The sequence below is a fragment of the Bacillus infantis genome, assembly GCF_020171945.1.
Taxonomy (GTDB): domain Bacteria; phylum Bacillota; class Bacilli; order Bacillales; family Cytobacillaceae; genus Bacillus_AB; species Bacillus_AB infantis_A.
This window is the reverse complement of the sequence record NZ_JAIVAP010000005.1, coordinates 239,817-255,011: the sequence shown is the minus strand read 5'-3', so window position 1 is coordinate 255,011 and position 15,195 is coordinate 239,817. Positions and strand designations below refer to the sequence as shown.

General features: G+C 43.5%; 15 protein-coding genes, 1 rRNA gene and 1 riboswitch. Of the genes, 3 read left to right on the top strand and 13 right to left on the bottom strand.

The window, feature by feature from the left end:
• From LCM00_RS10990 to LCM00_RS10970, 5 genes are all read right to left on the bottom strand, one after another.
• Positions 1 to 1,264, bottom strand: a 16S ribosomal RNA gene (locus tag LCM00_RS10990); the annotation flags it as partial.
• 331 nt (positions 1,265 to 1,595) lie between these two features.
• Positions 1,596 to 2,252, bottom strand: coding sequence for a GDSL-type esterase/lipase family protein (locus LCM00_RS10985; RefSeq protein ID WP_224901495.1), 657 nt, complete (start codon positions 2,250 to 2,252; stop codon positions 1,596 to 1,598).
• Positions 2,253 to 2,334: 82 nt separating this feature from the next.
• Positions 2,335 to 3,486 (bottom strand): ATP-binding protein, encoded by a 1,152-nt coding sequence (locus LCM00_RS10980; protein WP_224901492.1) that lies wholly within the window; start codon positions 3,484 to 3,486, stop codon positions 2,335 to 2,337.
• A 64-nt stretch (positions 3,487 to 3,550) separates the two neighbouring features.
• Entirely contained in the window at positions 3,551 to 4,411 is an 861-nt protein-coding gene (locus LCM00_RS10975) for a hypothetical protein (RefSeq protein WP_224901489.1), read from the bottom strand.
• A gap of 91 nt (positions 4,412 to 4,502) precedes the next feature.
• A complete protein-coding gene (locus LCM00_RS10970; protein ID WP_009795535.1) occupies positions 4,503 to 4,712 on the bottom strand; it encodes a cold-shock protein in 210 nt (69 codons plus the stop codon).
• A gap of 315 nt (positions 4,713 to 5,027) precedes the next feature.
• On the opposite strand from LCM00_RS10970, the gene LCM00_RS10965 reads away from it, so the two are divergent.
• Positions 5,028 to 5,309, top strand: a complete 282-nt coding sequence (locus tag LCM00_RS10965; RefSeq protein WP_224901486.1) for a DUF6509 family protein — start codon at positions 5,028 to 5,030, stop codon at positions 5,307 to 5,309.
• Between the two features lie 58 nt (positions 5,310 to 5,367).
• Here the strand turns inward: LCM00_RS10965 and LCM00_RS10960 are convergent, their stop codons facing one another.
• Positions 5,368 to 5,772: a cytosolic protein gene (locus tag LCM00_RS10960; RefSeq protein WP_224901483.1), complete on the bottom strand. Its 405-nt coding sequence runs from the start codon at positions 5,770 to 5,772 to the stop codon at positions 5,368 to 5,370.
• 164 nt (positions 5,773 to 5,936) lie between these two features.
• On the opposite strand from LCM00_RS10960, the gene LCM00_RS10955 reads away from it, so the two are divergent.
• Entirely contained in the window at positions 5,937 to 6,761 is an 825-nt protein-coding gene (locus LCM00_RS10955; protein WP_224901479.1) for a GNAT family N-acetyltransferase, read from the top strand.
• 33 nt (positions 6,762 to 6,794) lie between these two features.
• Here LCM00_RS10955 and LCM00_RS10950 read toward each other — a convergent pair whose 3' ends face one another.
• From LCM00_RS10950 to ku, 7 genes are all read right to left on the bottom strand, one after another.
• Positions 6,795 to 7,292: a metallophosphoesterase family protein gene (locus LCM00_RS10950; protein WP_224901476.1), complete on the bottom strand. Its 498-nt coding sequence runs from the start codon at positions 7,290 to 7,292 to the stop codon at positions 6,795 to 6,797.
• 68 nt (positions 7,293 to 7,360) lie between these two features.
• On the bottom strand, positions 7,361 to 7,561 hold the full coding sequence (locus LCM00_RS10945; RefSeq protein WP_009795530.1) for a cold-shock protein: 201 nt from the start codon (positions 7,559 to 7,561) through the stop codon (positions 7,361 to 7,363).
• Between the two features lie 156 nt (positions 7,562 to 7,717).
• Positions 7,718 to 9,175 (bottom strand): DEAD/DEAH box helicase, encoded by a 1,458-nt coding sequence (locus LCM00_RS10940; RefSeq protein WP_318247610.1) that lies wholly within the window; start codon positions 9,173 to 9,175, stop codon positions 7,718 to 7,720.
• Between the two features lie 339 nt (positions 9,176 to 9,514).
• Positions 9,515 to 9,715, bottom strand: coding sequence for a cold-shock protein (locus LCM00_RS10935; protein ID WP_009795528.1), 201 nt, complete (start codon positions 9,713 to 9,715; stop codon positions 9,515 to 9,517).
• Between the two features lie 200 nt (positions 9,716 to 9,915).
• Positions 9,916 to 10,767, bottom strand: a complete 852-nt coding sequence (locus LCM00_RS10930; RefSeq protein WP_224901473.1) for a bifunctional 5,10-methylenetetrahydrofolate dehydrogenase/5,10-methenyltetrahydrofolate cyclohydrolase — start codon at positions 10,765 to 10,767, stop codon at positions 9,916 to 9,918.
• A 58-nt stretch (positions 10,768 to 10,825) separates the two neighbouring features.
• A riboswitch (ZMP/ZTP riboswitch) is annotated at positions 10,826 to 10,909 on the bottom strand.
• A gap of 657 nt (positions 10,910 to 11,566) precedes the next feature.
• Positions 11,567 to 12,220, bottom strand: coding sequence for a phosphatase PAP2 family protein (locus LCM00_RS10925; RefSeq protein WP_224901470.1), 654 nt, complete (start codon positions 12,218 to 12,220; stop codon positions 11,567 to 11,569).
• A 114-nt stretch (positions 12,221 to 12,334) separates the two neighbouring features.
• Positions 12,335 to 13,180 (bottom strand): non-homologous end joining protein Ku, encoded by an 846-nt coding sequence (gene ku, locus LCM00_RS10920; RefSeq protein ID WP_224901469.1) that lies wholly within the window; start codon positions 13,178 to 13,180, stop codon positions 12,335 to 12,337.
• A gap of 170 nt (positions 13,181 to 13,350) precedes the next feature.
• Here ku and LCM00_RS10915 point away from each other — a divergent pair, with 170 nt between their 5' ends.
• Positions 13,351 to 15,189, top strand: a complete 1,839-nt coding sequence (locus LCM00_RS10915; RefSeq protein ID WP_224901467.1) for a DNA ligase D — start codon at positions 13,351 to 13,353, stop codon at positions 15,187 to 15,189.
• Positions 15,190 to 15,195: the final 6 nt, after the last annotated feature.

Sequence of the window (15,195 nt, the reverse complement as noted above, 5' to 3'; positions counted from 1 at the left end):
GCCCTTTGTACCATCCATTGTAGCACGTGTGTAGCCCAGGTCATAAGGGGCATGATGATTTGACGTCATCCCCACCTTCCTCCGGTTTGTCACCGGCAGTCACCTTAGAGTGCCCAACTGAATGCTGGCAACTAAGATCAAGGGTTGCGCTCGTTGCGGGACTTAACCCAACATCTCACGACACGAGCTGACGACAACCATGCACCACCTGTCATCCTGTCCCCCGAAGGGGAACGCCCTATCTCTAGGGTTGTCAGGAGATGTCAAGACCTGGTAAGGTTCTTCGCGTTGCTTCGAATTAAACCACATGCTCCACCGCTTGTGCGGGCCCCCGTCAATTCCTTTGAGTTTCAGCCTTGCGGCCGTACTCCCCAGGCGGAGTGCTTAATGCGTTTGCTGCAGCACTAAAGGGCGGAAACCCTCTAACACTTAGCACTCATCGTTTACGGCGTGGACTACCAGGGTATCTAATCCTGTTTGCTCCCCACGCTTTCGCGCCTCAGCGTCAGTTACAGACCAGAAAGTCGCCTTCGCCACTGGTGTTCCTCCACATCTCTACGCATTTCACCGCTACACGTGGAATTCCACTTTCCTCTTCTGCACTCAAGTCCCCCAGTTTCCAATGACCCTCCACGGTTGAGCCGTGGGCTTTCACATCAGACTTAAGAGACCGCCTGCGCGCGCTTTACGCCCAATAATTCCGGACAACGCTTGCCACCTACGTATTACCGCGGCTGCTGGCACGTAGTTAGCCGTGGCTTTCTGGTTAGGTACCGTCAAGGTGCCGGCAGTTACTCCGGCACTTGTTCTTCCCTAACAACAGAGTTTTACGATCCGAAAACCTTCATCACTCACGCGGCGTTGCTCCGTCAGACTTTCGTCCATTGCGGAAGATTCCCTACTGCTGCCTCCCGTAGGAGTCTGGGCCGTGTCTCAGTCCCAGTGTGGCCGATCACCCTCTCAGGTCGGCTACGCATCGTTGCCTTGGTGAGCCGTTACCTCACCAACTAGCTAATGCGCCGCGGGCCCATCTGTAAGTGATAGCCGAAACCATCTTTCAGCATAACCTCATGAGAGGTTATGCATTATCCGGTATTAGCTCCGGTTTCCCGAAGTTATCCCAGTCTTACAGGCAGGTTGCCCACGTGTTACTCACCCGTCCGCCGCTGACTTCAGGGAGCAAGCTCCCATCCGTCCGCTCGACTTGCATGTATTAGGCACGCCGCCAGCGTTCGTCCTGAGCCAGGATCAAACTCTCCATATAAGAGTAAGATTTAGCTCTGATAAAAATAAGATTAACGTTGACGTTTTTGTTCGTTCAGTTTTCAAAGAACAATCTTTCAATAGCGCCCTTCCCAAAGCAGCTCTATTATAATACCAGTTTACCAACCTCTTGTCAACATAATTCGATAAAAATTATAATGCTGAAATCATAAATTGATAAAATGAGAAGAAATTTACCAGCAGTCAATGTCGATTGCTGTTCATTTATAATAACAGCACGGTAGATGATGGTCAACAGGAAATAAGGTGGAAATTATTGGGTTCACAAAAAAACAAGACAGGCGCCCTCTCTTTCTTGAGATGGAACCTGTCTATTGGCAGATCAAAAGTCCATAGCCAGTATCTTTTATTTTTTCAGCAATGCGATTGTAGCCGCTGTCATTGGGATGCACTCTGTCCATCGCAACAAGATCATTCTCATTCCCTTTGAAAGCCTGAAATATATTCACTGTCCGAAAGTGATGGTGATCGCACAGCTGCTGCAGCTGCTTATTGAATTTCCTGATCCACCGGTCTGCTGTTTCTTCTCCGGCAACGGGGTTATAAAGGTTTAGGAGATAAACCATATAAGGCTCCGGGGAATCTGATTTTAGTTCAGTAATATGTTCTACAATGCCGCTTAGCTTTTCTGCTGATAAATTCAGGCGCGAAGATAAGTCTTTTTCATTTTTTGTCAGCAGATATGACCTTAATCCCTGAATAAGGTCATTGCCTCCGGCTGTGATCGTAATTAGGTCTGATCCCGCTAAAGCATTGGATACTGCAGGAGACCTGACAGCTTCCAGAACTTCACCCGAAAGGGCTCCCGGCCTAGCATAAGTTTTATGGACAACCCTCCGGCCAAGGGATTCCTCTGCAAGTCTGGCAAATCGCGGCACAAAGCCGGGGGAAAAGAACGAAGCACCCACACCGGCAGTAATCGAATCCCCCACTGCAGTATAGTTCAACAGATTTTTTTTGACATCCAACCTGATCCCCCCTGCTGATTACGAATTTATTTATTCATATTCAGCCGGGGGCATTTCTGTTGATTGTACGATAAAAATATTATTAATAGTCAAGGCGGCCTTCTGCAGGAAGGTCAATGATAAACTTAGCTCCCCCCTCATCGCTCATTACATTCATCATGCCGCCGTGATTTTCAATAACCTTTTTGGAAACTGAGAGCCCAAGCCCTGTCCCTTCATCCTTCGTAGTAAAGAAAGGGTCAAAAATATGGGGCAGAATAGAAGAAGGAATCCCCCTTCCATTATCCCTGAATTCAATTCTAATGAAGGAGTCAGCTCTTCTGGCAGCAATGATTATTTTAAGCGGTTCGCTCCCTTTAGCCTGGAAAGAATTTCTGAAAAGGTTAATGAACACCTGCAGCAATTCATCACGATTTCCTTTAAAGAATGTTTCATCTGCAATGTCTGTTAATTGATATTCAATTTCCGCATTATACAGCAGCGCTTCACTATTCAGGAATTTCCCGGTATAATCCAGAAGGAATTCCTTTGCATTCAGCAGTTCGCTGGTCGTTTCACCCGGTTTTGCAATTCTAAGGAAATCTGTGATGATTTTATTGGCCCTGTCAATTTCCGGGATCAGCAAGGAAGAAAACAGCTCAGACACCTCTTGATTTGTCTTCCCTTGAAGAAGCTGAAGGTAGCCTCTTACCGTGGTAAGCGGGTTTCTGATTTCATGGGCTATGCCTGCTGCAATCCTCCCTGCAAGAGCCTGCTTCTCTGCTTCCTTTACTCCATTAAGGAACTGGAACGCACCCAATACCCTCTTCACGTTTCCGTTTCCGTCCAGTATAACTCTTGTATTGTTGATTCCGTAATTTTTGTCAAGCACTTCCCTGTTAACGATGGGCTTCTTAGTCCTGAGGGATTCGAGCAGATTTATTTTATCATCAGGAATCTTCAGCAGCTCCCTGATGTGGCGGCCCATTATTTCCCTTCTGTCAGCATGAAGGTCCCTCGCAGCCTGGAGATTGCATAAGGTTATAAGCCCATTCCCATCTATAAAAACAATATGATGAGGAACCATATCAAGTATAGGATTCAGGAAGCTCTCCAGCTTTTCAAACGATACGCCTTCATCCCCTTTATCCATGTCAGGCCAATAAGCATGATTTACTTCTGACCTATTTTTCAGCCGCAGTATTTCATTCCTTAATTCAGCATTTTCCTGTTTAAGCCGTTGAACTTCATCCATGAAAACTTACCCCTTAAAGAGTGCATTATTTCTTTTATTATAATGCAATTCGCCTGAAAGGACATTATACAGATTCACCTTTAATATCAGGAAAGAAATAAACGGCCAGCTTGCCTATCAGAAAGCAGAATAACGTAATGAACGCAGCTGAATATACAGAACTCCACAAATTGGAAATCGTTAAAACACCAGCCTGGATCAAAAGTTTTTCAAACAGCCAGGCCCCCGCAAATAGTCCTGCAAAAACCATCTTCCTGAATTCATAGATGACTATTACAGCTAATATCAGGCTGTATATCAGCCAAATGAGGGTGCTGAAAGCAAGCTGATCACGGTCATGCGACTCAAAAAAGCCGGCGTGATAGGTATGGATCCGGAAAAAGATCACCGTATAAAAAACAGCAGCCTGAATAATTGTGGTAATTGCCATATATACCGTCACAAATCTTACAAAAGAGGAAGGGTTTTTTAATGAATCCCTCCATATGTCTGTCACAAACATAGCCGCAAAAAGGATTACGCTCGTGTACCACGTTCTCCACCAATGCTGCTCATAAACGCCCTCTCTCAGGAAAAAGCTCTCTATCAAAAAAATGCCGGCTATTACTGCAAGCCTCCAAAAAAAGCCAATCCGGAAAATTGAGACTGCTGTAAGTACCGCCGGAATGAAAAGTGCCTGTGAAATGCTTGCCCCAAATACCTCATCAAACCACTTTTCTTCAAACACAGTCGGCCTGTAAGTGTATGCTTTTCCAAGAATAAATACTATGTATTCCAAAATAAAGGATAAACCCATTACAAAGAAATAGAGCGGCAGTGATACCCTGATTTCTTTCCTGAAGGAAATATAAATTAAAATCACACTAAAAAATACCAATGCTATAAAAAGGTGCATGCCAGTCACTGTTCTCTTCACTTCCATCATATCTAAAGGTTTTTCCTTTATTTTGCCCGATGCTGCCTGATTTATCCGGACATAAAAAAAAGAAACCAAATGGCCAGGCCATTTGGTTTCCTTATTTTGAGTAGATGCTATTATTAACAACAACTTGAAGCAGCTTAGTCGATTCCTTCATTTCACTGTTGCAAAGCGGGCAAGCCGGCTGATCACTGCTTTTAAAGTTATCACGCAGCCATCCATTGCAGCTGTCAGAAATACATTCCCAGACTTTCACTTCTTCTGTTTTTACTTCTTCGGTATTTTTTCTCCCGAATCCCATTGCCATAAAAGGCACCTCCTCAAAGAGCCGAAGCCCTCGAAAAATAAAAATTCACCCGTTATAAAATAATGGACTGGATCCTTTATAACAAGTGAATCTGAAATTAAATGTTATTTCCTGAATTAAATACTTTATAAGTATACAGCATTTCCCTGTATTTGTCAATGCAGCATTTTAAAGTTTCTTAGTATGAATCTTTACCCTTCAAGGATGGAAACAATGGATTTGAAGAAGGATAAGAACAAAAGATTACGCAGGCGTGCATAAAAGTGTATAATACGAATATCGATAAACAGAAACTACCCAGAGAGGATGATATAGATGGAAATTACAGGACATTTGATTGAAGAAATCATTGATCCTACAGGGATACTGGAAGGGCAGAGGTATGAGTTCCTCTTAGACATAGAAGTTCCGGAAGATGATGAATTATACTCCGAGGAAGGGCTGAGCCTGCGTGTCCTTTTTTACAAAGATGAGACAGGTTCAAAAATCCTCAATTACCACTTCTTTTTTTCTGATGAAAAGGCTCTCGATTTTGCACTGGATGAAGAAGAGGAAAAGATGGTGGAAAGCTACTGTAAGGCGAACCTTCCTGCATAACAGCTTTCTGTGCACCAGCATTCTAAGCAAAAAAAAGAGCAGCGAGCTGCTCTTTTTTCTATTCCTCGATTTTCCGGCCTTCTTCAATAATATGATACATAAGATGAGCAAGATGATGGATAGGTCCGTACACTTCCTCTTCCTCTTCCTCTTCCCCTGCTTCTTCACTAAACTCAAGATCGTTCAACTGAAGTGCAGCAAATTGGTAGAAATCCTTCAGTTCAAACGAATAACAGGCACTTGGCTCTTCATTTTCTTCTTCATAATGGAGAACCAGATATGACTCTGTCCCCTCTTTGCTGATCGCATCAAAGTAAATAAAAAAGCCTACGTTTGTATCAAGCTCAAAAAGATGCCTGGTTCCGCCTTCAGTGGCAAAATTGAAATCCTCTTCATTCAGCTTATTAACCTTCATTGCTTCTACTTGATCTTCTTTGTGAAATTCTACTGTAAAACTTTTCATTATCCAACACCTCCGGAATCATTACTCTACTTATCATAACCATTCCAGGTGAACTACACAATTAAATGCCACTAATTGAATAATTCTGATGGTTTGCAATTATGTATTCCTCTTCCCCCTCCTTCAGGCTAATATAGATATATACGGGATTGGGGGGGAAAGCGATGCTGACAGTAAGACAGCTGAAAGAAATTAAGGAACTTCAGGATATTTGCGAAAAACATGAAAATTTCAGGCTAAAACTTAATTGGGATATGCTGAAATCAAGGAATATCGAATCAAAGACAGACTTCTTCACATATCAGGATGGAAGATTGACAGGTTTTTTGGCTCTGTATCCTTTCGGAGCTAAAATGGAGGTATGCGGAATGGTTCATCCAGAACATCGGCAGAAGGGAATATTTTCAGCCCTCTTAAGGCAGGCTGAAAAACAATTGGCAAACGCTTCTGAAATACTGTTAAATGCTCCCGCAGAGTCCTATGCTGCCAAACAGCTTTTCAAATCGCTTCCTTGTAAGTACTCTTTCACCGAGCATCAGATGAAGTATTCTCGCTCAGATATTCTATCTGAAAAAAAAGAGGTCGAAATAAGAGAGGCGTCTGCCGGAGATGCAAATATTTGCATCCTGCTGGATGTTCTTTGTTTCAGCCTTTCCGAAGAAGATGCAACTCTGTTTTACGGACAAACAGCAGCCGATCATGGACAGACTTTATTCATCATTGAGTATAACGGAGTTCCCGCAGGTAAGGTGAGGATACAGACAGACGGCAAAGAGAGCTGGATTTATGGATTCGCGATCCTTCCTGAGTTTCAGAGGCGCGGCATTGGAAGAAGTGTTTTAAGCAGAATTATCAGGCAGGAAAGGAAACAAGGGAGGGATATTTTCCTGGAGGTGGCCGCCGAAAACAGTAATGCCCTAAATCTTTATACGTCATGCGGATTTATACCGCTTGAATCCCAGGATTATTATGAGCTGAAACTCAATTAGCAGGACGCACCAAATGCGGCCTGCTTTTTCCTGTTAAGATTCTTTATCAAAATAAACAATCTCTGCTGAAAGCTCTTCCTCTGCCCTGATTACAGCAAAAGAAAACCGCTGCTGCCTCCTTTTATCAGTTGGAGAACCTGGATTTATGATAAGGGTGCCGTTTTCCTTTTTCAAGACCGGTATATGGGAGTGGCCGAAGATTAGACAGTCCAGTTTGTCAGCTGCAAAAGCTTCAAGCGCCCTCTTTTCAGTCGTCTTCCCTTTTCCATGCCCATGCACAACACCGATTTTAAAACCATTAATATCAAGGATAAGCTTATCCTTCAGCATTTCCTTGAGCTCTCCGCTATCTGTATTTCCAAAAACCCCTTCAAGCTTCCCGAAGGATGAGAGTTCCCTGTAAACAGACAAGTCCTGCCAATCACCGGCATGAATGATAACATCCGAAATTTCAAGATATTCAGTGAGAAACCTGGGCAGGCCCCTTCCCCTTTTTGGCATATGGGTATCTGATATGGCGGTTATAAGCAAACCTCATTCCTCCTTTATAAAGCAAAGAAGAGCCCCGCTAGGAGACTCTTCATCATATGAAGTGAATATTATAGTTTCGTCACATTAACAGCCTGCGGTCCACGCTGGCCTTCTTCAATGTCAAATTCAACTTCCTGACCTTCATCAAGGCTTTTGAAGCCTTCAGACTGGATTGCAGAGAAATGAACGAATACGTCTTCTCCACCTTCAACTTCGATGAATCCAAAACCTTTTTCTGCATTGAACCATTTTACTTTACCTGTAGCCATGTACATTTCCTCCTAAATTTCAACAAAATCTTTGGGGCGATGCCCCGCTATATTAATATGGGTAAGTTTTACAGATTTTATAATCATTTTTTAAAAATTTTTCAGGAAAGATAACCCATCCTCTTATAAAATCCATAAACTGCCCTCAATGAACTATTACCCCTTTGAGTTAGGAGTAAAACCTGATTTTCCGCTTCTGCCTCTTCTGCGGTCGCGTGCGCCTGCGCCGCTCCTGCTTCTGTCACTGCGGCGGCTTCTGTCGCGGTCAAACTTCGGCTTCGGCTTCCTTGAGCGGATCGGCTCTACAGCTGTTAGCTTAACTGGTGTTATATCCGGTTCTTTTGTCAGCAGCTTAAGTGCAGCAGCAAGCAAGGTGACTGAATCTGTTTCCTCAAGGAGATTTTCTGCCGATCTTTTATATTCATTGAATTCTTCGTTTTCGATGACCTTCATCATTTTATTAATGGTTGCCTGCTGGCTGCCTGCAATAACATCCCTGAAAGTCGGAATCGGCATCTTTGCCATTTTTGTTTTCGTTACCCGCTCAATGAGCTTCAGATGATCAATTTCACGAGGAGAAACAAATGTTACAGCAAGCCCCTTCTTTCCGGCACGGCCAGTCCGCCCGATGCGGTGTACATAGCTTTCCGGATCCTGCGGGATATCAAAGTTGTAAACATGGGACACTCCGCTGATATCGAGTCCCCTTGCAGCCACATCTGTCGCTACCATAATATCGATGGTCTGTTCCTTAAAGCGGCGGATTACCTGATCCCGCTTATTCTGAGGAACATCGCCATGGATTCCTTCAGCAGAATAGCCGCGTTTAATAAGCCCTTCAACCACTTCGTCCACACGCTTCTTGGTGCGCCCGAACACAATAGCCAGTTCCGGGGACTGGATGTCGAGCAGGCTGCAGAGCACATCGAATTTCTGCTTTTCATGCACTTCCATATAATGCTGCTCAATATTTTTTACAGTAAGTTCTTTAGCTTTAATCTGAACCATTTCCGGTTCTGTCATGAACCTCTCTGCTAAAGATTGAATGCGCCTTGGCATTGTCGCTGAAAACAGCAGCGTCTGGCGCTGTTCAGGAACTTCGCTCAGGATGCGTTCAATATCCTCAATAAAGCCCATATTCAGCATTTCATCAGCTTCATCAAGGACAGCCAGCTTAATTTTATTCAGGCGGATTGTCTTTCTTTCGATATGGTCAATCAGCCTTCCCGGAGTAGCTGCAATAATATGAGGTCCCCGGTCTTTCTTCAAAGCGCGGATCTGTCTGGAAATGTCCTGGCCCCCGTAAATCGGCAGAGTCCTGACGCCTTTCACCTGTCCAATCCGGTTCAGTTCTTCAGCCACCTGTACGGCAAGCTCGCGGGTAGGCGCCAGCACAAGGCCTTGAATCCCTTCATTTATGTCAATCTTTTCGAGAAGCGGAATGCCGAAAGCTGTGGTTTTACCTGTACCGGTCTGCGCCTGGCCAATCATATCCTTTCCGCTCAGCCCGATTGGAATGGCCTGTGCCTGGATAGGGGTCGGCTCTTCAAAGCCCATATTGGAAACTGCTTTTTCAAGCTCTTTACTTAAATTAAAATCCGAAAAAGTTGTCAAAGTTTAAATCCTCCTTAATTTCTAACCAATTGTTTCTTATCAAATTGTATATAGGGTTACAGCAGGTATATATCTAGGCTAACCACTTTCTATCTCTTTTTTACATTTCCGATTCAAATAAGTTTAAACCCCGCCCAAGTGATTATATTTACAGCACAATCAAAGTCCGCCTCATGGGCGGTTTTCTAGGGGAATGGTGGAAGGATACGAAATGGAGTAAATGAAGGAAAGAAAAGCGTTATTCACGAGCCTGCTTCTTCTTTTCATAAGTTGCCGTCCGTTTCAATACACAAAAAGGCGATGCATGCTTTGCCATGCATCACCTCATCATTAATGCTATTAGCCTTTAACTACGTTAGAAGCTTGTGGTCCACGGTTGCCTTCAACGATTTCGAAAGTTACTGCTTCGCCTTCTTCTAAAGACTTGAAGCCTTCAGATTGGATAGCTGAAAAGTGAACGAAAACGTCCTGTCCTTCTGATGTTTCGATAAATCCAAATCCTTTTTCTGCATTAAACCATTTTACTTTACCTGTGTTCATGTATAAAAACCTCCAAAAAGTGTTTCACTATAAGCTTGCGGTATAATATAAAAACAAAAAAATCGCAGCCTGCACGTGCTGAAGAAGATAAAATCGACTACAACCAGCGCAGCTACGACTACTTATCCAAATATAAAACGAATCTTAAAGTGTTAAGTTAATATTACTTCATTAAAAAGAACAAGTCAACCTTTTCTTACTTAGGCATTAACTCCAACTGTCTTTTCTGCTGCTTCAACCGTATGCTTCAGCAGCATCGAAATTGTGACCGGGCCTACGCCGCCTGGTACAGGTGTTATGGCTGATGCCTTTTCAAGGCAGCTTCCATACTCTGCATCTCCGACATTCCCCTTATTATACCCTGCATCCAGGATAACAGCTCCAGGCTTGATCCATTCTCCTTTTATGAATTCCGGCTTTCCGACTGCTGCAATGACAAGATCAGCCTGGCCAACAAATCGGGAGAGATTTTCAGTATACGAATGGCATGTTGTTACTGTCGCATTTCTGTTTAAAAGCAAAGCGGAAACCGGTTTTCCAAGGATAGGGCTTCTCCCAACCACTACAGCATGCTTACCTTCAACGGGGAGTTGATAATAATCGATGATTGCCATGATTGCCGCAGGGGTGCACGATGGATATGTACCAAATCCCAAGGCAGTCTGCCCGTAGCCGTGGCTTGTCACGCCGTCAACATCTTTATCTATGCTGATGGTTTCAAATGCCTTCCGCTCATCTATATGTCCGGGAACAGGATGCTGAAGCAGGATGCCATGAACTTCCTTATTTTGATTCAGTTCCTCAATCGTTTTTACCAGTTCTTCTGTTGTGGTTTCTTTCGGCATGTGAATTCGTTCAGACCGGATGCCAAGCCGTGCGCAGGCATTCCCTTTCATTCTGACATAAGTTTCAGAGGATGGATCATCTCCAACCAGGATTGTGGCAAGGCAGGGAGTGATCCCTTTTTCCTTGAGGTCTTTCACCCTCGGCATCAATCCCTCTTTAATATCAGCTGCCACCTGCTTACCATCAAGAATCAATTTTTCAGTCATAGCATACAACCTCCAGGTATAAAATTCAGGCCGCTTTCCCAAAAGGCTAAAGCAGACTGCTGGCTGCCCAGACGACCGGCTATATATGTACGCAGCTCCACTGTGGTTTCTTCCACTATCGTCGTCAGTCACTGCGCCTCTATAAATAATTTTCCTATTCCATCATATCACAAAACACAGATATTATGTATATATTCATACATAAACGTTCGTATTTATGACACATATACTTAATATAATATAGTATTTACTGTTAGGCATTGGTCAATGAATTGAAAAAGGACAGCATGTAAGCACGCTGTCCTTTTTATCATATTTGAGGCTATATATAAAGTATATTAAATGTAATTTCAACCTAAAACAATGAAAGCCCTGCCTCTCTTCCATCCTTGCGGCTCCGAGACCGCGCCAGCGGGAATCAGGTAAACAATCGGGATAAGATAGCAGCTCTTTAAGATTCAGTCATTTAAAGACCGCATTATTGAATTGAAGCAATCCATGCGAAGAAATGTTTCGGGTTTATAGAAGATGTGCATTAAGAAGAAATCATACCATTCAGGCGGCATCCTGCTGTACAGCATCCGCATCTGATTATCAAGCTGTCCACAAATTAATTCTTAAAGGTATAAACCTATTGTTGCTAAGCAGTAAAAATCTAAAGAGCATGATCTGCAAAATGGCGTTCCGCTCCATTCTGCCCGCAGATATCCTCAAATACGTGCTTTACTAGTATATCATAAAAGTAAAAGCTGTCAACTAATTGGAAATCAGCAGCCGAATTTATATCATAGCAACCTTTTTACAGATCCTTCCGATATTCGTACAACCTGAAAATAATGATACAGGCTGCCAGCCAGGCTCCGCCTGCCAGGAAACCGCCTGCCACATCACTTGGATAATGCACCCCAAGATAAATTCTGCTTAAGCCGATCAAAAGGATTATCATGACATTTGCGAGGACAGCCAAGATCTTTAAGCTAATTTTAGAAAACAAATGGACCAATATATAGGCTGTAGCACCGTAAAAAATAAAAGAACCCATAGAATGGCCGCTCGGGAAGCTGAATCCTGATTCAGTCAGGAGCGGTAGAATATCAGGGCGTTCTCTTTTAAAAATCCACTTAAGAAGCCAATTGAACAGCGCCCCGCCGCCTGAACCAGCCAGCAGAAACACGCTTAATGCCCATTTTTTATAAACCATGAGAATGAGTCCGCCTGCTGCGGCCATAAACACAAGAAACTTCACAGAGCCCAGGTATGTAACTAAGAACATCAACGCAGTCAGCTGGTCATTGATAAAAGACTGGACAAAATTGATGATTGCATGGTCAAAAGCCTCCAGTTCGTTTTCTTTCAGCTCTTCTGCAATTTCGGCAAAAAGAAAAGTAAAAAGGCCAAGAAGTGCTGCAGCAGAAAGAATATACAAAAGTTTGATTCCTGTCAGTTTTTTCATGTATGACTTCCTTTTCTTGTTATTGTCCTATACCTTCTATATTGCCTATTTAGGCAGTTTGTGAACATAATTCGCATATGAATAAGAAAAAACCGCACAAAGGCGGTTTTTCCATCACGCTTCTTTCTTTTCCTTCGGCCGTGCAGCAGCCCTCTTCTTGCGCGCAGCCGGCTTTTTCGGCTTATCGGGTTTGGTATTGTCGATTGAAGCCTGCAATGCGGCCATCAGGTCTGTTACATTTGATTTTGTTTCTTTTTCTGCAGGAGTTACCACTTCTTTGCCTGTCCGCTTTGCTTCGATGAGATCCAGAAGCGCAGACCTGTATTCATCTGTATACTTGTCAGGCTCAAATGCTGTTGTCAGCTGGTCGATGAGCATGATGGCAGTTTCCAGCTCTTTTTCTGTCACTTTGTCCTCAGAAGGGACGTTCGGTACATCGCCGGCTTTTCTCACTTCATCCGGAAAGTGTATTGTTTCCATGATCAGAGTATTTTCAAATACCCTGACAACGGCCAGCTGCTCTTTTGATCGGATGATGATTTTGGCGAGCCCCACCTTTTCCGAGTCTTCCAGTGCTTTTCTCAAAAGCGAATAAGCCTTTCCTCCCCCATCACCTGGGGACATATAATAGCTGCGGTCATAATAGATGGGATCGATTTCAGCCATTTTAACAAAATCGATGATTTCAACAGCTTTGTCTTCGTTAGCCTGCTTCAATTTCTTCAGGTCCTCGTCTTCAAGAACGACAAATTTTCCCTTTGTGTATTCATAAGCCTTTACAATATCTTCCGGTTTGACTTCTGTTTCACAGACCGGACAGATTTTCTCATATTTAATTGGAGAATGACACTCCTTGTGAAGGGTCCGCAGCTTAATGTCCTTGTCCTCAATTGCTGCATGAAGCTTAATCGGTATATTTACAAGCCCGAAGCTGATGCTGCCTTTCCAGATTGTATGCATCCTGATTCTCCATTCTATAGTCTTTAACTTTAATGTGCGATGATTCATCATTTGAAATGCAAGATAACTTCTGCCAGCGGAGTAGGATCCCCCCCAGAATGGAATAATGGAGGATGAGCCGTTAGAATGACTGAGGATAGTCGAACCCTGCCGCGGAAAGGAGTGTCACAATGAAACCAATGCTTCCGAGCCTGACCTTTGATGCTCCAGATGCCAAAGGATGGTTTTACGAAGTAAAATACGATGGATTTAGGGCCATCCTTGAGTGGGATGACAAGGGGCTTTCTCTGACAAGCAGAAATGGCAAACCGCTGCTGGAACTTTTTCCCGAAGTCAGGTCTTTCCTTGAAAACAGCCTTCAGGTGTTTGAACCTTTCCTGCCTCTTCAATTGGATGGAGAGCTTGTTTATTTAGAAAATAAACATAAAGCCCATTTTGGTTCTATCCAAGTAAGGGGTAGAATGCGTTCAGAAAAGAGGATTTTGGAAAAAGCCAGGCAATCGCCATGCCGCTTATTGATCTTTGATGCATTAAAGCTTAAAGGGAAGAGCATAGCAGCATTGGATTACAGGGAGAGGAAAGCCGCATTAGAGAATTTTTTCACATCAGCACAGCTCCCGCTTGAGCCTGACGAAAAGAGCACAAGGCTTCTTCAGATGATACCTGGATATGAAGATTTTAAAAATCTGTGGGAACAGGTGATCCTTCATGATGGCGAAGGAATTGTGGCTAAACAGGAGAAAAGCAAATGGGAGGAAGGCAAACGCTCAACCTTATGGCAGAAATACAAAAATTGGAAATATGTTTCTTGCTTTATCACAGCTTATGAAAAATCTAATGGTTATTTCTATGCAGGCGTGTATGATGGCGAAAGGGTCCACCCGATCGGCCAATTTATATTCGGGCTAAAGCCTGATGAGAAAAAGGCCCTTATGGAGACAATCAAAAACAACAAAAGAGAAGAAGATGGCAGATTTGTTTATGTTAATCCGGGCATTTGTACAGAGCTAAAGTACCTGGAGGTTTATGACGGGCAGATGCGTGAGCCCCACTTCCATCAATTCCGTTTTGACCTGAAGCCTGAGCAGTGCACCTACAGCCAATTTGCCGAACAGCAGAAGAATCTCCCCGATGATGTAGAAATCACACATCCTGACAAGCCTATATGGGAAACGCCAGCACTGAAGAAGATAGATTTTATCCATTATCTACGGGAAATTTCCCCATATATGCTGCCATTTCTAAAAGATAGGCTTCTCACCGTCATCAGGTATCCGCACGGCATTTTCGGGGAACCATTTTACCAAAAAAACGCACCCGACTATACACCAGACTTTGTTGAAACAAAAATGTCAGATGGAATCAATTATATTGTCTGCAATAATCTTAAGACATTTCTCTGGCTCGGCAATCAGCTGGCATTTGAATTTCATATACCATTTCAGACCATCAAAAGCAAAGGTCCGTCTGAAATCGTCTTCGATCTGGATCCTCCATCCCGGGATGCATTCACCCTTGCTATAAAGGCCGCACTGATGATTAAAGAAGTGCTCGATCATCTTAAGCTCACATCATTTGTCAAGACATCCGGGAATAAAGGGCTCCAGGTTTACATCCCGCTTCCTGAGAATGCCTACACTTATGACGATACACGCCTGTTCACTTCTTTCATTGCTGACTATCTTATATCCAAAGAACCGGACCTTTTCACAACTGAAAGAATGAAGAAAAACCGGGGCGGCAGGCTTTATGTCGATTATATCCAGCATGCAGAGGGAAAGACGATTGTGGCACCATATTCAGCCAGAGGCAACCAGTATGCCGGTATCGCAGCACCATTGTTTTGGGAAGAAGTTAATGACCGGCTCAGGATGGAAGAGTTCCGGGTAGATAATGTTGTAAAACGGATCAACAAACTGGGAGACCCGCTTCAAGGTTATTTCTCTGCAAAGGATTTGCAGGCTTTTTCTCCGGTTCTTGAATTCTTGAACGCAGAAAAAAAGACCTGAAAGCTC

Excerpts from the sequence above, each read along its gene's own strand:
- LCM00_RS10980 (WP_224901492.1), bottom strand. The coding sequence starts at position 3,486 with ATGGATGAAGTTCAACGGCTTAAACAGGAAAATGCTGAATTAAGGAAT.
- LCM00_RS10975 (WP_224901489.1), bottom strand. The coding sequence starts at position 4,411 with ATGATGGAAGTGAAGAGAACAGTGACTGGCATGCACCTTTTTATAGCA.
- LCM00_RS10970 (WP_009795535.1), bottom strand. The coding sequence starts at position 4,712 with ATGGCAATGGGATTCGGGAGAAAAAATACCGAAGAAGTAAAAACAGAA.
- LCM00_RS10965 (WP_224901486.1), top strand. The coding sequence starts at position 5,028 with ATGGAAATTACAGGACATTTGATTGAAGAAATCATTGATCCTACAGGG.
- LCM00_RS10960 (WP_224901483.1), bottom strand. The coding sequence starts at position 5,772 with ATGAAAAGTTTTACAGTAGAATTTCACAAAGAAGATCAAGTAGAAGCA.
- LCM00_RS10955 (WP_224901479.1), top strand. The coding sequence starts at position 5,937 with ATGCTGACAGTAAGACAGCTGAAAGAAATTAAGGAACTTCAGGATATT.
- LCM00_RS10945 (WP_009795530.1), bottom strand. The coding sequence starts at position 7,561 with ATGGCTACAGGTAAAGTAAAATGGTTCAATGCAGAAAAAGGTTTTGGA.
- LCM00_RS10935 (WP_009795528.1), bottom strand. The coding sequence starts at position 9,715 with ATGAACACAGGTAAAGTAAAATGGTTTAATGCAGAAAAAGGATTTGGA.
- LCM00_RS10930 (WP_224901473.1), bottom strand. The coding sequence starts at position 10,767 with ATGACTGAAAAATTGATTCTTGATGGTAAGCAGGTGGCAGCTGATATT.
- LCM00_RS10925 (WP_224901470.1), bottom strand. The coding sequence starts at position 12,220 with ATGAAAAAACTGACAGGAATCAAACTTTTGTATATTCTTTCTGCTGCA.
- ku (WP_224901469.1), bottom strand. The coding sequence starts at position 13,180 with ATGCATACAATCTGGAAAGGCAGCATCAGCTTCGGGCTTGTAAATATA.
- LCM00_RS10915 (WP_224901467.1), top strand. The coding sequence starts at position 13,351 with ATGAAACCAATGCTTCCGAGCCTGACCTTTGATGCTCCAGATGCCAAA.